The 17,011-nt window shown below is 67.8% G+C and carries 13 protein-coding genes; 5 read left to right on the top strand and 8 right to left on the bottom strand.

Annotated features, from left to right (window positions below):
- Nucleotides 1-219 precede the first annotated feature (219 nt).
- The 3 genes from parE (at nucleotide 220) to CFB45_RS13520 (ending at nucleotide 5,301) form a co-directional block, all read left to right on the top strand.
- On the top strand, nucleotides 220-2,202 hold the full coding sequence (parE, locus tag CFB45_RS13530; protein WP_089426056.1) for a DNA topoisomerase IV subunit B: 1,983 nt from the start codon (nucleotides 220-222) through the stop codon (nucleotides 2,200-2,202).
- 69 nt (nucleotides 2,203-2,271) lie between these two features.
- Nucleotides 2,272-4,593 carry a DNA topoisomerase IV subunit A gene (parC, locus tag CFB45_RS13525; protein WP_089426055.1) on the top strand — a complete coding sequence of 774 codons (2,322 nt, stop codon included), beginning with the start codon at nucleotides 2,272-2,274 and terminating at the stop codon, nucleotides 4,591-4,593.
- 249 nt (nucleotides 4,594-4,842) lie between these two features.
- Nucleotides 4,843-5,301, top strand: a complete 459-nt coding sequence (locus CFB45_RS13520) for a CopD family protein (protein ID WP_069248551.1) — start codon at nucleotides 4,843-4,845, stop codon at nucleotides 5,299-5,301.
- A gap of 53 nt (nucleotides 5,302-5,354) precedes the next feature.
- On the opposite strand, the gene CFB45_RS13515 is transcribed toward CFB45_RS13520, so the two are convergent.
- A complete protein-coding gene (locus CFB45_RS13515; protein WP_089426054.1) occupies nucleotides 5,355-6,239 on the bottom strand; it encodes a LysR family transcriptional regulator in 885 nt (294 codons plus the stop codon).
- A 114-nt stretch (nucleotides 6,240-6,353) separates the two neighbouring features.
- Between CFB45_RS13515 and CFB45_RS13510 the strand changes: the two genes are divergently transcribed.
- The gene (locus CFB45_RS13510; protein WP_089426630.1) at nucleotides 6,354-6,800 is read left to right on the top strand and encodes a multidrug/biocide efflux PACE transporter; all 447 of its coding nucleotides are present in this window, start codon (nucleotides 6,354-6,356) and stop codon (nucleotides 6,798-6,800) included.
- 57 nt (nucleotides 6,801-6,857) lie between these two features.
- On the opposite strand, the gene CFB45_RS13505 is transcribed toward CFB45_RS13510, so the two are convergent.
- The 7 genes from CFB45_RS13505 to CFB45_RS13470 all read right to left on the bottom strand — a co-directional run bounded on the left by CFB45_RS13505 (nucleotide 6,858) and on the right by CFB45_RS13470 (nucleotide 15,215).
- Nucleotides 6,858-8,066, bottom strand: coding sequence for a chromate transporter (locus CFB45_RS13505; RefSeq protein ID WP_089426053.1), 1,209 nt, complete (start codon nucleotides 8,064-8,066; stop codon nucleotides 6,858-6,860).
- 202 nt (nucleotides 8,067-8,268) lie between these two features.
- Complete coding sequence (locus tag CFB45_RS13500; RefSeq protein ID WP_089426052.1) at nucleotides 8,269-10,608, bottom strand: bifunctional diguanylate cyclase/phosphodiesterase; 2,340 nt, start codon at nucleotides 10,606-10,608, stop codon at nucleotides 8,269-8,271.
- A gap of 219 nt (nucleotides 10,609-10,827) precedes the next feature.
- On the bottom strand, nucleotides 10,828-11,709 hold the full coding sequence (locus CFB45_RS13490) for a PhzF family phenazine biosynthesis protein (RefSeq protein ID WP_089426051.1): 882 nt from the start codon (nucleotides 11,707-11,709) through the stop codon (nucleotides 10,828-10,830).
- 13 nt (nucleotides 11,710-11,722) lie between these two features.
- Nucleotides 11,723-12,181 carry a RidA family protein gene (locus CFB45_RS13485; RefSeq protein WP_011352811.1) on the bottom strand — a complete coding sequence of 153 codons (459 nt, stop codon included), beginning with the start codon at nucleotides 12,179-12,181 and terminating at the stop codon, nucleotides 11,723-11,725.
- A gap of 42 nt (nucleotides 12,182-12,223) precedes the next feature.
- Complete coding sequence (locus CFB45_RS13480; protein WP_089426050.1) at nucleotides 12,224-13,405, bottom strand: aminotransferase-like domain-containing protein; 1,182 nt, start codon at nucleotides 13,403-13,405, stop codon at nucleotides 12,224-12,226.
- A gap of 151 nt (nucleotides 13,406-13,556) precedes the next feature.
- Entirely contained in the window at nucleotides 13,557-14,465 is a 909-nt protein-coding gene (locus tag CFB45_RS13475; RefSeq protein WP_089426049.1) for a DMT family transporter, read from the bottom strand.
- Nucleotides 14,466-14,522: 57 nt separating this feature from the next.
- Nucleotides 14,523-15,215: a VOC family protein gene (locus CFB45_RS13470; protein WP_089426048.1), complete on the bottom strand. Its 693-nt coding sequence runs from the start codon at nucleotides 15,213-15,215 to the stop codon at nucleotides 14,523-14,525.
- Nucleotides 15,216-15,445: 230 nt separating this feature from the next.
- Here CFB45_RS13470 and CFB45_RS13465 point away from each other — a divergent pair, with 230 nt between their 5' ends.
- A complete protein-coding gene (locus CFB45_RS13465; RefSeq protein ID WP_089426047.1) occupies nucleotides 15,446-16,906 on the top strand; it encodes an aminotransferase-like domain-containing protein in 1,461 nt (486 codons plus the stop codon).
- Nucleotides 16,907-17,011: the final 105 nt, after the last annotated feature.

Here is a 17,011-nt window from a genome sequence, read left to right as displayed (position 1 = left end):
GGCGGCCGCCGCGCGCGATTCCGCGATTGGCGTGCCACGCGGAACCAGTAAAATACCGCGCGTCCCGGGCAGCGCAGCGCACGCCGCGCGCCCGCTTTCGGAGCAGTCCAAGCACACCGTTGTTTCGATTCGCTTTTTTACGGAACTCAACGTTTTGTCCACGACGTTATCCACACGAGGTGTGGACAACGTCCCGATGAATGACGAAATTCAGCGCCTATGTCAACGAAGAAACCCAGCGCGGCCTATAGCGAAGCATCGATCAAGGTGCTCAAGGGTCTCGAGCCGGTCAAGCAGCGGCCCGGCATGTACACCCGTACCGAGAATCCGCTGCACATCATCCAGGAAGTCATCGACAACGCGTCCGACGAGGCGCTTGGCGGCTACGGCAAGCAGATCACGGTCACGCTGCACGCCGACCAGTCGGTCTCGGTCGAGGACGACGGCCGCGGCATCCCGTTCGGCATGCACCCTGAAGAGGGCGTGCCGGTCGTCGAGATCGTATTCACGCGCCTGCACGCGGGCGGCAAGTTCGACAAGGCCGCGGGCGGCGCCTACACGTTTTCGGGCGGCCTGCACGGCGTCGGCGTGTCGGTGACGAACGCGCTGGCGACACGCCTCGACGTGACGGTCTGGCGCGACGGCAAGATCGCGGAACTCGGCTTCGCCGAAGGCGACGTGGTGAAACCGCTCGCGACGCAGGGCGCGGGCCGCGGTGAGAAGAAATCCGGCACGCGGGTGCAGGTGTGGCCGAATCCGAAGTATTTCGATTCGCCGAACCTGCCGCTTGGCGAACTGCAGCGCCTGCTGCGCTCGAAGGCCGTGCTGCTGCCGGGCGTCGAGGTCGTGCTCGTCAACGAGAAGTCGGGCGAGCGCCAGACGTGGAAGTATGAAGACGGCCTGCGCGGCTACCTGCTCGACGAAATGAACGGCAGCGAGCTGCTGATCCCGCTGTTCGAAGGCGAGCGCTTTGCCGATTCGCGTTCGGGCGACGACACCTTCGCCGAAGGCGAGGGCGCGTCGTGGGTCGTCGCATGGAGCGAGGAAGGCTCGCTCGTGCGCGAGTCGTACGTGAACCTGATCCCGACGCCGGCCGGCGGCACGCACGAATCCGGCCTGCGCGACGGTCTCTACCAGGCAGTGAAAAGCTTCGTCGAACTGCACAACCTGCAGCCGAAGGGCGTGAAGCTGCTCGCGGAAGACGTGTTCGCGCGCGTGTCGTTCGTGCTGTCCGCGAAGGTGCTCGATCCGCAGTTCCAGGGGCAGATCAAGGAACGCCTGAACAGCCGCGACGCGGTGAAGCTCGTGTCGTCGTTCTCGCGTCCGGCGCTGGAGCTGTGGCTGAACCAGCACGTCGAGCACGGCAAGAAACTCGCCGAACTCGTGATCAAGCAGGCGCAGGCGCGCACGCGCGCCGGCCAGAAGGTCGAGAAGCGCAAGAGCTCGGGCGTCGCGGTGCTGCCCGGCAAGCTGACCGACTGCGAGACGGAAGATATCGCGCGCAACGAGCTGTTCCTGGTCGAGGGTGACTCGGCAGGCGGCTCCGCGAAGATGGGCCGCGACAAGGAATACCAGGCGATCCTGCCGCTGCGCGGCAAGGTGCTGAACACGTGGGAAACCGAGCGCGACCGCCTGTTCGCGAACAACGAGGTGCACGACATCTCGGTCGCGATCGGCGTCGATCCGCACAGCCCGGATGAAAGCGTCGACCTGTCGAACCTGCGCTACGGCAAGATCTGCATCCTGTCGGACGCGGACGTCGACGGTTCGCACATCCAGGTGCTGCTGCTCACGCTGTTCTTCAAGCATTTCCCGCAACTGATCGAGCGCGGCCATGTATGCGTTGCGCGCCCGCCGCTGTTCCGCGTCGACGCGCCCGCGCGCGGCAAGAAGGCTGCGCAGAAGCTTTATGCACTCGACGAAGGCGAACTCGAGGCGATCCTCGACAAGCTGCGCAAGGACGGTGTGCGCGAGACGCAATGGAGCATCAGCCGCTTCAAGGGTCTCGGTGAAATGAGCGCCGAGCAGCTGTGGGATACGACGATGAACCCCGACACGCGCCGCCTGATGCCGGTGAAGCTCGGCGAGCTCGACTACGAGGCGACCGTCGCACGCATGACGATGCTGATGGGCAAGGGCGAGGCAGCCGCGCGACGCGGCTGGCTCGAGGAAAAGGGCAACGACGTCGAAGCGGACATCTAAGCCGAACACCTGTGCGGCCGGGCACGACGCCCGGCCCGGCCTTACGCCACTTACGAATACGGAATTCAGATGGACGACAACACTTCCGATCTCTTCGCCAGCTCCGATGCACCGGATGCCGACGCGCTGACGCTCGGCAACTACGCGGAGCAGGCGTATCTCAGCTACGCGGTCAGCGTCGTGAAGAGCCGCGCGCTGCCCGACGTGTGCGACGGCCAGAAGCCGGTGCAGCGCCGGATTCTCTACGCGATGAACGAAATGGGCCTCGGCCCGGACGCGAAGCCGGTGAAGTCGGCGCGCGTGGTCGGCGACGTGCTCGGTAAATACCACCCGCACGGCGACCAGTCGGCATACGACGCACTGGTGCGTCTCGCGCAGGATTTCTCGCTGCGCTACCCGCTGATCGACGGGCAGGGCAACTTCGGCTCGCGCGACGGCGACGGCGCGGCGGCGATGCGATACACCGAAGCCCGCCTCACGCCGATCGCGAAGCTGCTGCTCGACGAGATCGACCAGGGCACGGTCGACTTCATGCCGAACTACGACGGCTCGTTCGAGGAGCCGAAGACGCTGCCGAGCCGCATGCCGTTCGTGCTGCTGAACGGCGCGTCGGGCATCGCGGTCGGTCTCGCGACCGAAATCCCGTCGCACAACCTGCGTGAAGTCGCGGGCGCAGCGGTCGCGCTGATCCGCAATCCGAAGCTCTCGCACGCGGAGCTGATGAACCTGATTCCCGGCCCGGATTTCCCGGGCGGCGGGCAGATCATCTCGAGCGACACCGAAATCGCGGCGGCCTATGAAACCGGCCGCGGCAGCCTGAAGGTGCGCGCGCGCTGGAAGATCGAGGATCTCGCGCGCGGCCAGTGGCAGCTCGTCGTGACCGAGCTGCCGCCGAGCACGTCGGGCCAGAAGGTGCTCGAGGAAATCGAGGAGCTGACGAACCCGAAGCTCAAGCTCGGCAAGAAGACGCTGACGCCCGAGCAGCTCAACACGAAGAAGGCGATGCTCGACCTGCTCGACGCGGTGCGCGACGAGTCGGGCAAGGAAGCGGCGGTGCGGCTCGTGTTCGAGCCGAAGTCGCGCACGATCGACCAGACGGAATTCGTGAACACGCTCCTCGCGTACACGAGCCTCGAGTCGAACGCGACGCTGAACCTCGTGATGATCGGCGCCGACGGCCGGCCGGGCCAGAAGGGTCTGCTGACGATCCTCGACGAATGGGTGAAGTTCCGCCAGCTGACGATGACGCGCCGGTGCCGCCATCGTCTCGCGAAGGTCGACGACCGCATCCACATCCTCGAAGGGCGGATGATCGTCTTCCTGAACATCGACGAGGTGATCCGCATCATCCGCGAGTCGGACGAGCCGAAGGCCGCGCTGATGAGCGCGTTCGGGCTCAGCGAACGGCAGGCGGAAGATATTCTCGAAATCCGGCTGCGCCAGCTCGCGCGGCTCGAGAAGATCAAGATCGAGAAGGAACTCGAAGCGCTGCGCGACGAAAAGGCGAAGCTCGAGGAACTGCTCGCGAACGAAAGCGCGATGAAGCGGCTGATGATCAAGGAGATCGAGGCCGACGCGAAGCAGTACGGCGACGATCGCCGCACGCTGATCCAGCAGGAAAAGCGCGCGACCTTCGAGGCGAAGGTGGTCGACGAGCCGGTCACGGTGGTCGTGTCGCAGAAGGGCTGGGTGCGTGCGCTGAAGGGCCACGGGCTCGACCCGGCCAGCTTCTCGTTCAAGGCCGGCGATCATCTGTACGCGGCGTTCCAGTGCCGCACGCCGGATCGCCTGATCGCGTGGGGCAGCAGCGGCCGCGTGTACTCGGTGGACGTGTCGGTGCTGCCGGGCGGGCGCGGCGACGGCGTGCCCGTCACGTCGCTGATCGAGCTCGAGTCGGGCTCGCACCTGATGCACTACTACGCGGCGCCGGCCGACCAGCAACTGCTGCTCGCGTCGAGCAACGGCTTCGGCTTCCTCGCGAAGGTCGGCGACATGGTGAGCCGCGTGAAGGCCGGCAAGGCGTTCATGACGATCGATGCGGGCGCGGCGCCGCTCGCGCCGATGCCGGTGCTGCCGAACGCGACGCAGGTCGCGTGCCTGTCGAGCGGCGGCCGCCTGCTCGTGTTCGGGATGGACGAGATGAAGACGCTGTCCGGCGGCGGTCGCGGCGTGATCCTGATGGCGCTCGACGACAAGGAAACGCTCGTGCAGGCGCTTGCGATCGATCCGGCCGGCGTCGTGCTGATCGGCACCGGCCGCGGCGGCAAGACGATGGACGAAACGCTGTCGTATGCGGGGCTGGCGCCGCACGTCGGCAAGCGCGCCCGCAAGGGCCGCACGCCGGACACGAAGCTCAAGGTCGTCAGCGAACTGCGTCCGCTGCTCGGCTGACGCTACGCACGTTCGATCGCCCGGTTCAGCCGCGATCGAAGGCCGCTCCTCCGCTTCGGCGGACGTGCGGCCTTTTCTTTTGGACGGGGATTCGGGTAAGCAAGCGTGGCGCTGTCACGCGGAACTTGCAAAATAATGTGAAATCGCGCCTGGGGTCTGAACCGCTCGGCGACAATCCGGTCGAACGTCGCTCGATGCCGCGTACGACGCGGCCGTTCGCCGCACCCCACTCCTCACAGGATCGCCGTCATGTCCCATGCTGTCTCCGTCGCGCTGTTTCTTCATCTGCTGGCCGTCGCCGTGTGGGTGGGCGGGATGGTCTTCGCCAACTTCTGCCTGCGTCCGGCGCTGTCCGACCTGTCGCCGCAGCTGCGGTTGCCGCTGATCGAGGGCGTGTTCGGCCGCTTCTTCAACTGGGTCTCGGGTTCCGTGATCGTGATTCTGCTGACCGGCGGCTTCCTGCTCGTGCAATTCGGCGGCGCGCACGCGACGTGGTCGCTGCACGCGATGGCTGGGCTCGGCGTCGTGATGATGCTGATCTTCGGGCATATCCGGTTCGCGCTGTTCCCGCGCATCCGCCGTGCGGTGCAGGCGCAGAAGTGGCCGGACGGCGCGCGCGCGGTGAATACGGTGCGCCTGCTCGTGCTCGTGAACCTCGTGCTCGGCGTCGTCACGATCGGCGCGGCGGTGTTGTCGCGCGGTTTCTGATTGACCGCAGCCGGCCGGCCCGCGCGCAGCCGCGGGTGCGCCGGCAAGCGCCGCTACGCGGCCAGCATCGCATCGAGCAGCCATGAGCCGACCGGTCCGAGCGGCCGGTTGCGCGACCAGACCGCATCGACCCGCACACGGCGCGGCCAGCCGCGCGCACGCAGTTCGCACAGCCGATCGCGCGCGAAGTGGTCGACCATCCAGCGCGGCAGTTCGGCCCAGCCGAACCCCAGCACGGCCATCTCCAGCAGCATCAGGTAGCTTGGCGCCAGCCAGTGCTGCGTGCCGACGACGATCCGGTCGTCGGCGCCGCGGCCTTCCGTTTTCACATAGGTATTGAGGCGCAGTTCGCGCACGTCGCGCAGCGCGGCGTGCGGCACGTCGGTGTCGCCGTATTCGGCGAGCGCGTGCGTGCGGCCGACGAACAGCCCGATTTCCGATTCCTCCGCAATCGTCGCCGCGCCGATATCGGCCGGGTAGGCCGCGCGCGCGGCCATCAGCCCCAACTGCGCGCGCCCCTGCTGGATCAGGTCGAGCACGTCTTCGTGCTCGGCGATCTGGCATTCGAGCTCGAGCGCCGGAAAGCGCCGTTCGAGCGCCATCAACGTTTCCTCGTAGCGCTTCGACTGGTACGTATCGGACACGACGAGCGTCAGCCGCGCTTCCTCGCCACGCGCGAGCCGCGCGGCCGTCCGGTCGATCGCCGCGCCGGCCTCGAGCGCGCGCTGCACCTGCGGCAGCAGCGCACGCCCGGCATCGGTCAGCGTCGGTGCGCGCGTCGAGCGGTCGAACAACTGCACGCCGAGATCGATCTCGAGGTTCGCGATCGCCTCCGACACGGTCGACTGGCGCTTGCCGAGCTTGCGCGCGGCGGCCGTGAACGAGCCGAGCAACGCGGCTTCGGCGAAGGCGAGCAGGGCTTCGGGGGCGTGGCGCATGCGGCGCTCCTGGTGGGTGATATATCGGTAAAACCGATGATATCAAACTGGATTCATACGGTTATGCCGATCAGAATGGCGGCCATGTACGAAGTAGACGAATCGGAGGGAATCATGAAACAGGTCAACAAAACGGTGACGGAACGGCTGCTGCATGCGCTGACGTTCGAACTGGTCGCGATCGCGCTGTGCGCGCCGATCGGCGCGTGGCTGCTCGACATGCCGGTGTCGCACGTCGGCGTGCTGACGGTGATGGTGTCGCTGATCGCGATGGCGTGGAACATGGCGTTCAATACGCTGTTCGACCGCTTCGAGCGTCGCGCGGGGCTGACCCGCACGCTCGGCATGCGGATCGCGCATGCGGTCACGTTCGAGCTCGGCCTCGTCGCGATGGTGGTGCCGGTCGCCGCGTGGTGGCTGAACGTGAGCCTCGTCGAGGCGCTGCTGCTCGACCTCGGCATCGTGCTGTTCTTCCTGCCTTACACGTTCTGCTTCAACCTCGCTTACGACGCGCTGCGCGCCCGCTGGATGGCACGCCGGGTCGCGATGCAGGCAGGTTGAGGAGGGCCTGGACGGGCGAAGGCCGGTAGAACCCGGCGGGGCGGTGGCCGTCGCCCGTCAGCGCGCGGCGGCCAGCAGCCACACGCCGCAAGCCACCGCGACCGTGCCGTACACGGCATAGACGGGCACCTTGAAGCGCGCGAAGCACAGCGTCGCGAAGGCGCCCGTCAGCCAGTAAACGGGGTCGACGGGTTCGCGGTGCAGGATTCTCACGACGGCGACGACGAGAAAACCCGTGGTCGCGGCACGCAGCAGGCGCATCCCGTGCTCGAAGCGCGAATGGCGCTTGAGCCGGGACAGGTGGTTCTGCGCAAACACGACGAGGCATCCCGACGGAATGAACAGCGCGGCCGTCGCGAGCAGCGCGCCGACCCAGCCGTCGGTCAGGTAGCCGAGAAACGGGACGACGTTCAGCAGCGGCCCCGGCGCGACAGGGGACAGCGCGAACGCCAGTGTGAAGTCGTGATCGGAGATGCCCGTTGCGGGCGTGACGAACAGCGTCTTGAGCACGGGCAGCGCGGAAAAGCCGCCGCCGAACAGCGTCATGCCGGCGCCGGCGAGACGCGGCCACAGCAGCGTCGCCTGGTAATCGCCGGGCAGCGGCACCGCGAACAGCGTGACGAGCACGCCGAGCAGCACGAGCAGGTTGCGGTCGCGGGTCGACAACGTGAAATCGACCGCGTCGCGTTGCGGCGGCCCCGTGAGCCAGCCGGCCGCGAACGCGGCGAAGAGAATCCCGACGAAGGCGGCCGGATTATGTGCGAAACCGAGCAGAATCGTCGACAGCGCGGCGATCAGTTGTTCGCGCCGTGTGCGCGCGAGCGAGCGCAGCTGCTTGACCCACGTGACTCCGATCAGCGCGGCGAGCACCATCCCGAAGTGATTGATCAGCATCGGTGCGGCGAGCGAGCGCACGAGCGGCGTGCGATAGAAGATCGCGAACAGCGTCATCAGGATGGAGAACGGCAGCACGCTCGCGATGCCGGCGATCCATGCGCCGATGCGACCATGCAGGATCTGGCCGACCTGCACCGCCACGTTGCAGCCGACGGGGCCCGGCACCAGCCAGGCCAGCGCGACGAGGTCGCCGAAGACGTTGGGCTCGATGCGCTTCAGCCGCTCCACGTAGTGGCGTTCGAGCTGCGCCATCATCGACAGCCCGCCCCACGAGACCGCCGAAATGCTGGCGACGACCTTGAACAGGTCCCACAGGGACGCCTGCGCCTGTTCGATATCAGCGGTCGCTTCGATTTCGACGGTAGTCATGTTGGTGGTATGAGCGCGGGGCCCGATCTCTCGCGTGTGGCCATGCCGGCGGCCCGCCGACACGTTGGCCCTCCCAATTGTCCGCCGCGCACCGTGACACTGCCATGCGCGAAAACGCTAGTTCATGAACTAAACAATTGGATCGGAAAACGAAACAATGCCGGCGCACGCAATAGCCACCAAGGCCACGGCCGCGCTGCGCTTACGCGCCCGTGCTGCCGGTCGCGCGATGCGCGATCACGTTCGGCGCGTCGCCGCGCACGCCGAAGCGTGCGATCAGCGCGGGAATCGCGTCGGCCGGCACCGGTCGCGAGAACAGGAAGCCTTGCGCCTCGATCTCGCCGAGCGCGGCGAGCCATGTGATCTGCTCCTCGGTTTCCGTGCCTTCGACGACGACGGTCAGGCCGAGCGAGCGCGCGAGATGCACGATCGACGACACCATCACGCACACGCTGCGATCATTCGGGATGGCCTGCACGAACGAGCGGTCGACCTTCAGCGTGTCGACGGAGAAGCGGTGCAGGTACGACAGCGACGAATAGCCGGTGCCGAAATCGTCGAGCGCGATGCGGATGCCGAGCTTCTTCAGCGCGACGATCTTCTCGGACACGAGCTCCGGATATTCCATCATCGCGGTCTCGGTGATCTCGATCTCGAGCCGGTTCGCGTCGATGCCGGTGTCCTGTAGCGCCTGCGAGATCGTCTCGATCAGGTCGCCGCGCCAGAACTGCACCGGCGAGATGTTGACCGCGAGCGTCAGCGTGTCGTGGCCTTCGTCGCGCCAGCGCGCGATCTGCTCGCACGCGGTGCGGATCACGAAGTCGCCGATCGGCACGATCAGGCCGGTCGATTCGGCGATCGAAATGAATTCGTTCGCGGAGATGACGCCGTGCTCCGGATGATCCCAGCGCGCGAGCGCTTCGAAGCCGGTGATGTGGCGGTGCGTGAGGTCGATCTTCGGCTGGTACGCGAGGAACAGCTGCCCCTCGGCGAGCGCGACGCGCAGTTGCTGTTCCCAGCGCATCAGGTGGTCGGCGCGGTGCGACAGGTGCGGCGCATAGAACTGGTAGCAGTTCTTGCCGGCGTCCTTCGCGCTGTACATCGCGAGATCGGCCTTCTTCAGCAGGTCGATCTCGCTCTCGTTCGCCACCGTGTGCAGCGCGATGCCGATGCTCGCATGCAGCACGAACGAGCTGCCGCGCACGTCGAACGGTTCGCCGAACATCCGGATGATCGCTTCCGCGAGCCGCACCGCGCGCCGCTCGACGTCGTCGCCCTTCATCACCACGACGAATTCGTCGCCGCCGATGCGCGCGAGCGAGCCTTCGTCGCCGACCGCATCGGACAGGCGCGACGCGGTCATCTGCAGCACGATGTCGCCGGCGTTGTGGCCGAGCGTGTCGTTGACGGTCTTGAAGTTGTCGAGATCGATGAACAGCAGCCCGAGCCGCGACAGGCTCGCCGGCATCGACACGTCGTTGCGCAACCCGCGCAGCGTCGCATAGCGGTTCGCGAGGCCGGTGAGGAGGTCGTACTCGGCGAGCTGCGTCATTTCGCGCTCCCGGCCGAGCAGCTTGCCGATCAGGCCCGTCGCGACGCCAAAGAACGCGAGCATCGCGAGCGTGATGAAGCTCGTCATCAGCAGGTAGACGTTGCGCGTGTGGTAGTAGTCCGCGAATTCCTCGGTTTGCGACAGCCCGACCATCACCGCGAGCGGGTAGCCGTCGAGGTGGCGGTACGACACGATGCGCGTCACGCCGTCGATCGGATCGATGATCGTGCCCGTCACGCGCTCGGCGATCGGGTAAACACCCGACGCGGAAAACGCGCCGGGCGCATTGCTGACCGAGCCCGTGCGCCGCGCGAGCACCGCGCCGGTATCGGACACGACCGCGATCACGCCTTCCTTGCCGATCGCCGCGTTGTTGTAGAAGTCGTTGGTGAAGTAGCTCGGGTCTTCGGACACGACGACGATGCCCGCGAAGCTGCCGTCCGGGTTGTTCAGGCGCCGTGTCATCTGCAGCGTCCAGTGGCTCGACACGCGGCCGAGTACGGGCTTGCTGATGAACAGGCGGTCGTCGTTGTGCGCGAGGTGGACCTTGAAGTGCTCGCGGTCGGACAGGTTGATCGGCTGCGGATGCAGCTCGGCCGTGTTCGCGAACAGGATGCCCTTCGCGTTGACGAGCGACACCTGGATCAGCGTGTCGCTCGGCACGACGCCTTTCTCGACGGCGCTGGCGAGGTTGAAGCGGGCGGGCGACTTCTCGAATTCGAACTTGACGAAGCGGGTGATCTGGTCGACCTGGTGGATCGCCTTGACCGTATGCTGCTCGAGCGCGGAAGACAGGATCGCCGCGGAAGCCGCTGCTTCCTTGTACGCACTGTCCTTTTCCACCGACAGACGCGCGATGATCACGGCCCACAGCAGCGCGAGCGCCAGCATCCCGAGCAGCGGGATCGCAAATAGCGCACGCCGGCGCGATTTGCGCGGCGCGCGTAGCGGCCGGGGCGGCGGCGTGTGGTTGGACCGGGCGGAGCTCATCGAAGCGGGTGGCGTCCTGCTCGCGTGCGCCATCCGTCTGGATGGCTGACTATTGGTTGGGGTTGTCCCGACGTCTGTTCGTTCGCGGGACACGCAACCATGGACAGACCTCCGAAACAACGGATTAGGCCCGATATTACTGGTTGGAACGTTTTTGCGATAGTTGGGCGAATCGTAGGGGGCGCCGGACGGGCCGGCGCCATCGCACATCGCGAAATGTCAGGCGGGTGACAGGAAAGTGCCGTCGACGACGGTGACGACCTGGCCGCCGATCCACGTGGTGCCGTCTTCGTCATAGCTGACGAAGATGCGGCCGTCGCGGCCGATCGCCGTACCCTGGCGGGCCGTATACGACTGGCCGGGGCGGCGTTCCTGCCGCGTCAGCAGCCCGGCGAGCGCGGCGTTCGCGCTGCCGGTGACGGGATCCTCGCCGAAGCCGAAATTGCCGCCCGTCATCAGGCAGCGGACTTCGAACGTCGCGGGGCCGCCTTCCGCGTGCGGCGCGTAGACGGCGACGCCGTCCATGCCGTAGCGGTGCGTGAGCGCCGCCAGCGCGGCCGGATCGGGCGTCAGGCCGATGCAGGCATCGGCCGACTTCAGCCGCACGACCAGCCATGGCGCGCCGTTGTCGACCGCGCACGGTTCGGCATCCAGATCGAGCGCGTCGCTGCGCAACGCGGCAGCCAGCGCCGCGTAGTCCGAGCGGTCGAGCGGCGTGACGCGTGCCGGCGGCGCGGCGAACGCCCAGCCGTCGGCCTGCTCGCGCAGCGCGACCCGGCCGACCCCGCACTGCTGGATCAGCCGGCCCGGCGTGCGCGGCCGCGCGCCGCTTTCCAGGAACGCATGCGCGGTGCCCAGCGTCGGGTGGCCGGCGAACGGCAGTTCGCCCTCCGTCGTGAAGATCCGGACGCGGTAGTCGGCTTCCGGATCGGTCGGCGTGCAGAGGAACGTCGTTTCCGACAGGTTCGTCCAGCGGGCGATCGCGAGCATGTCGTCGTCGCCGAGCGAATCGGCGTCGAACACCACGGCGAGCGCGTTGCCCTTGAACGGTACCGACGTGAATACGTCGACCTGCTTGAAACGGACGAGACGGCCGGGCATCGGGCTGCGTTCGTTACGCAACTTCGGCGATCAGCTCGATCTCGACGCACGCGCCGAGCGGGATCTGCGCGACGCCGAACGCCGAGCGCGCGTGCTTGCCGGCGTCGCCGAACACTTCCGCGATCAGTTCCGACGCGCCGTTCGTCACGACGTGCTGTTCGGTGAAGTCGAGCGTCGAGTTGACGAGGCTCATCAGCTTGACGATGCGCGTGACCTTGTTCAGGTCGCCGGTGTGCGCGTGCAGCGTCGCGAGCAGGTCGATCGCGATCGAGCGGGCGGCGGCCTTGCCGTCTTCCGTCTGCAGATCCGCGCCGAGCTTGCCGGCCCAGACCTTGCCGTCCTTCTTCGCGATGTGGCCCGACAGGAACACCGTGTTGCCGGTTTGCGCGCTCATCACGTAGGCGGCGGCCGGTGCGCCGGCGGTCGGGAGCTCGATGCCGAGCGACTTCAGCTTGTCGTAGACGTTAGCCATGGATTCGATTCCTCGTAGAGAGTCGTGACAGGAAAAAGGGGATCAGAGACGCTCGCGCAGCAGCTTGCCGAGGCGCGCGACGCCTTCCTCGATCTTCTCGGGCGGCACCGTCACGAACGACAGGCGCAGCGTGTTCTGCTGTGCGTTGTCCGCGAAGAACGGCGCGCCCGGCACGAACGCGACGTGGTTGTCGACGGCCGTGGCGAGCAGCTTCATGCTGTCGATCTGCGCGGGCAGGTTCACCCAGATGAACATCCCGCCTTCCGGGCGGTTCCACGTGACGCCTTCCGGCATGTGGCGCTCGAGCGCGCCGAGCATCGCGTCGCACTGCGCGCTGTACAGCTCGCGGATCGTCGGGATGTGCTCGTCGAGGAAGCCGTCCTTGATCACTTCGTGCGCGATGCGCTGCGTGAGCGTCGGCGTGTGCAGGTCGGTGGCCTGCTTGGCCTGCACGAGCTTGAAGTGGAGTTCCTCGGGCGCAATGATGTAGCCGATCCGCAGGCCCGGTGCGAGCACCTTCGAGAACGTGCCGAGGTGCACGATGTGATCGGGCGCCATCGACAGCATCGTCGGCAGCGGCTCGCCGCGATAGTTCAGCGCGCCGTACGGATCGTCTTCCAGCACCGGGAACGGGCTCGACTGCGCGAACTCGGCGAGCGCGCGGCGGCGCTCGACGGGCAGGCGGCGGCCGGTCGGGTTCTGGAAGTTCGGCTGCGCGTACAAGAGGCGCGCGCCTTGCGTGAGTTCGGGCGTGAGGCCGTCCGGCAGCAGGCCCTGCTCGTCGGTCGGCACCTGCACGTAGCGCGGCTCGTACAGCGAGAACGACTGCAGCGCGCCGAGGTAGGTCGGGGTTTCGACGAGGATCGGGCTGCCCGGATCGACGAGCGCCTTGCCGAGCAGGTCGAGCGCCTGCTGCGAGCCGGTCGTGATCAGCACCTGCGACACGCGCACGCTGTAGCGCTCGGCGATCCATTCGCGCAGCGGCAGGTAGCCTTCGGTCGCGCTGTACTGGAGCGCGGCGGCCGGCGCGTCGCGCAGCACGCGATCGGCGGCGGCGCGCATGCGCTCGGCCGGGAACGTGGCAGGGGCGGGCAGGCCGCCGGCGAACGAGATGACCTCGGGGCGTTCCGTGACCTTCAGGATTTCGCGGATGGCAGAGCTCGTCAGCTTGCGTGCGCGTTCGGAAAGCTGCCAGTGCGGCGGATGCAGGTCGCTCGGATTCATAGTCTCCTCGTTCGGATATCGTGGTCAGTCAAGAAAGGTCGTTCGGGCAAATCGCTTCGACGCCGCCGGGTGGGCGGGCACGAGCGCGATAGAGCCTTCGCGGCCGGGTGGGCAAACCGATCAGGCAAAACGTCCATTATGGCGCAGCTGTTCAGCCGGCGCGAGCCGGTTGCGCGGCGGTGGCGACCGCCGAGCGGCGCCCGAGCACCACGGTGGCGATCACCGCGGCTGCGAACAGCCACGTCGACGGCGTCACCGTTTCGCCGAACAGCAACGCGGAAAAAGCGATCGTGAAGAAAATCTGCAGCAGTTGCACCTGGCCGACGCGCGCGATGCCGCCCATCGCGAGCCCCGCGTACCACGCGAAAAAGCCGATGAATTGCGAAAAGAGGGTCACGTAGCCGAACGCGAGCCACGTGCGCAGCGCGAGCGGGCCCGGATGCGCGGCATGCTGCGTCCACGCGAGCCAGCCGACCGGCAGCACGAGGAACGGCGCGGACACGACGAGCGCCCAGCAGATCACCTGCCAGCCGCCGATCTGGCGCGCGAGCCGCGCGCCTTCCGCATAACCGAGCGCACCGATGCCGACCGCGACGAGCATCAGCGCGTCGCCGGCCTGCACGGTGCCGCCGCCGTCGCGCAGCGCGAACGCGATCACGAGCGCGCTGCCGGCCACCGCGCTGGCCCAGAACGCCTTCGACGGCCGCTCGTGCGACAGCCAGGCCGCGTACAGCGCGACGAACAGCGGCTGCAGGCCGTTGACCACCGCACCGTGCGACGCCGGTACGGTTTTCATCGCCCATGCGGAGAACACCGGGTACGCGATGATCACGCCAAGCGACGTGATCGCGAGGCTTTTCAGCTGCGCGCGGGTCGGCAGCGGCTCGCGGCGCCACCACAGCAGCAGGCCGGCCGGCACCGCGGCGGCGAGCGCGCGGCCGAGCCCGTTGAGCAGCGGATGGAGTTCGGCGACGACGATGCGCGTCATCGGCAGCGTCAGGCTGAAGATCATCACGCCGATGAGGCCGAGCAGCATGCCCCGGGTTTCGCGCGAATTCATGAAGTGGGTGTCTCCGTGTTGCCGGTATGGGTGTAGTTCAGCGAGGCGGCAGGGTGTTCAGCGCAGCGTGCGTGCGCCCTGCGGCGTGTCGAATTCGGCGACCAGCGCGGGTGGGCCGTCGGCGGCGTCGAGGTCGAGCAGGTGGGCGGCGCCGAGCCAGTCGAGCTGCTCGCGGAGTGCGTCGGCGCGCGGGTGGGCGCCCTTGAGCGCTTTCAGCGCGACGCCGTCGCCCGGCAGCGATTCGGCCGGGTGGCGCGCGCTGTCCCACTGGATCAGCGACGGCAGGAGGCCGTCGCCCGCGCCTTGCCACGCGGGGAACGTGCCGTCGTCGGGCACGGTGAGGCCCCAGCTCAGGTCGCCGCGCCGCATCGCGACGACCGGCGGGATGCGCGCCGGGTACTGGCTCTGCCACAGCGCGAGCTGGCGCGGACGGTCGACCCGCGCGACCCAGTGCGCGAGAAACGGGCCTTGCGCAAGCCGCGCGTGCATGGCCGGATCGTCGAGCCCGAACAGCCGCGCGCGCGGCGGCTCGGCGCCGGCGTTCGGCGCAGGCGCATCGGGATCGATCGCGATCACTTCGAGGTAGAGCCCGCCCCATACGCCGAACAGCGCATTGTGGGTCCGCATCAGCGGGTGGCGGCCGCCGCCGGCCGGTTCGATACCGAGCGCGTCGGCGACGTGGCGGACGCCTTCGTCGAGCGTGCGCGCGGCGATCACGAGATGGTCGAGTGTCAGGGAGCGGGCTGGCATGAACGTCGGTCGGGAAGCGAAAGTGTCATGGTGGGCAGGCGATGCGCCGGGCGGTGGCCGGACCGGCCGGCGTACCGGACGCGATGCGGGCCGGTGGGCGCGGTGCCAGGTGCGGCGGGGCCGGAACGGTGGCCGCACGGCCGCCATTCCGGTCAACTGTAATCGTCGCTACCGGCACAGTAACGGTACAATCGGCGCGATAGCCTTCGGTACAGTTGGAGCTGCCGCCCATGTCCACCGTCCCACTCGCCCAGATTCCCGTGCCGCACGACACGGCCACGCTCACGCTCGTCGACCAGCTTGTCCAGTGGGCGCGACGGCGCATCGACGAACGCGTGTTCCGGCCCGGCATGCGGATGCCGTCGATCCGCAAGCTCGCGCTCGACAAGAGCGTGTCGCGCTTCACCGTCGTCGAGGCGTACGAGCGCCTCGTCGCCCAGGGTTACCTCGACTCGCGGCGCGGCTCGGGCTTCTACGTGCGCGAGCGCACGGCCGCCGGCCCGCAGCCGGCCGACGGCGTCGCACGCGTGGCCGAGGCCGCGCCGGTGCACAACACGATCGACGTCGTCTGGCTGCTGCGCAACATGCTGCACACCGTCAGCCCGGAAAAGGGGCCGGGTCTCGGCTATCTGCCGGGCCGCTGGCTCGACGGCGAACTGATCACCGGGGCGCTGCGCGCGCTCGGGCGGCAGTCCGGCGCGCAGATGCTCGGCTTCGGCACCGCGCAGGGCTTCCTGCCGCTGCGCCAGCAACTGCAGACGCGCCTCGCCGAAGTGGAGATCGGCGCGAAGCCCGAACAGATCGTGCTGGTGTCGGGGATCACGCAGGCGATCGACCTGATCGCGCGGATCTACGTGAAGCCCGGCGATGCGGTGATCGTCGGCGATCCGGCCTGGTTCCAGATGTTCGGGCGCTTCGCGGCGCAGGGCGCGCAGCTCGTCGGGATGCCGTACACGCCGGACGGCCCCGATCTCGACGCGCTCGAAACGCTCGTGCAGATGTGGCGACCGAAGATGCTCGTGATCAACTCGGTGCTGCAGAACCCGACCGGCACGTCGCTGTCGGCCGCGCAGGCGTTCCGGATCCTGAAGCTCGCGGAGGCGTACGACTTCCTCGTCGTCGAGGACGACGTGTACGGCGACCTGTGCCCGCCGAGCTATCCGGCCACGCGCCTCGCGAGCCTCGACCAGTTGAAGCGCGTGATCTACCTCGGCAGCTATTCGAAGACGCTTGCGGCGAACCTGCGGGTCGGCTATGTCGCGTGCGCGCCGGAGATCGCGAAGGCGGTCACCGACCAGAAGATGCTGGTGGGGATGACGACGCCCGAGCTCAACGAGCGCGTGCTTTACAAGATCCTGACCGAAGGGCATTACCGGCGTCACGTCGAGCGGCTGCGCGCGCGGCTCGACGGCGTGCGCGACAAGACCGCGCGGATGCTCGAGCGCACGGGGCTCGGCCTTTTCACGATGCCGGCGGCCGGAATGTTCCTGTGGGCCGACACGGGTGTCGACTCGGACGCGCTCGCGGCGGTCGCGCACGAGGCCGGCTTTTTGCTGACGCCGGGCAGCCTGTTCTCGCCGCAGCAATCGCCGTCCACGTGGATGCGCTTCAACGTCGCGAACTGCGGCGATCCCGCGCTGCCGGCGCTGCTGTCGCGCTACATCGATTCGGCCGTGCGCCGCGCATCGTGACGCGGCGCGGCACGCCCGCCCTTGAAATCGGGCGTGCCGCCTCCAGATACGCGCGCAAACCGCTAGCGCCAGGCGGTCGCCTTTCACGGGCCGGCCGGCGTCGCG

The sequence above is a fragment of the Burkholderia sp. HI2500 genome (genome assembly GCF_002223055.1).
Classification (GTDB): Bacteria; Pseudomonadota; Gammaproteobacteria; order Burkholderiales; family Burkholderiaceae; genus Burkholderia.
The sequence above is the reverse complement of the archived record's forward strand: the minus strand, read 5'-3'. Positions and strand labels throughout refer to the sequence as shown.

Excerpts from the sequence above, each read along its gene's own strand:
- parE (WP_089426056.1), top strand. The coding sequence starts at position 220 with ATGTCAACGAAGAAACCCAGCGCGGCCTATAGCGAAGCATCGATCAAG.
- parC (WP_089426055.1), top strand. The coding sequence starts at position 2,272 with ATGGACGACAACACTTCCGATCTCTTCGCCAGCTCCGATGCACCGGAT.
- CFB45_RS13520 (WP_069248551.1), top strand. The coding sequence starts at position 4,843 with ATGTCCCATGCTGTCTCCGTCGCGCTGTTTCTTCATCTGCTGGCCGTC.
- CFB45_RS13515 (WP_089426054.1), bottom strand. The coding sequence starts at position 6,239 with ATGCGCCACGCCCCCGAAGCCCTGCTCGCCTTCGCCGAAGCCGCGTTG.
- CFB45_RS13510 (WP_089426630.1), top strand. The coding sequence starts at position 6,354 with ATGAAACAGGTCAACAAAACGGTGACGGAACGGCTGCTGCATGCGCTG.
- CFB45_RS13505 (WP_089426053.1), bottom strand. The coding sequence starts at position 8,066 with ATGACTACCGTCGAAATCGAAGCGACCGCTGATATCGAACAGGCGCAG.
- CFB45_RS13500 (WP_089426052.1), bottom strand. The coding sequence starts at position 10,608 with ATGAGCTCCGCCCGGTCCAACCACACGCCGCCGCCCCGGCCGCTACGC.
- CFB45_RS13490 (WP_089426051.1), bottom strand. The coding sequence starts at position 11,709 with ATGCCCGGCCGTCTCGTCCGTTTCAAGCAGGTCGACGTATTCACGTCG.
- CFB45_RS13485 (WP_011352811.1), bottom strand. The coding sequence starts at position 12,181 with ATGGCTAACGTCTACGACAAGCTGAAGTCGCTCGGCATCGAGCTCCCG.
- CFB45_RS13480 (WP_089426050.1), bottom strand. The coding sequence starts at position 13,405 with ATGAATCCGAGCGACCTGCATCCGCCGCACTGGCAGCTTTCCGAACGC.
- CFB45_RS13475 (WP_089426049.1), bottom strand. The coding sequence starts at position 14,465 with ATGAATTCGCGCGAAACCCGGGGCATGCTGCTCGGCCTCATCGGCGTG.
- CFB45_RS13470 (WP_089426048.1), bottom strand. The coding sequence starts at position 15,215 with ATGCCAGCCCGCTCCCTGACACTCGACCATCTCGTGATCGCCGCGCGC.
- CFB45_RS13465 (WP_089426047.1), top strand. The coding sequence starts at position 15,446 with ATGTCCACCGTCCCACTCGCCCAGATTCCCGTGCCGCACGACACGGCC.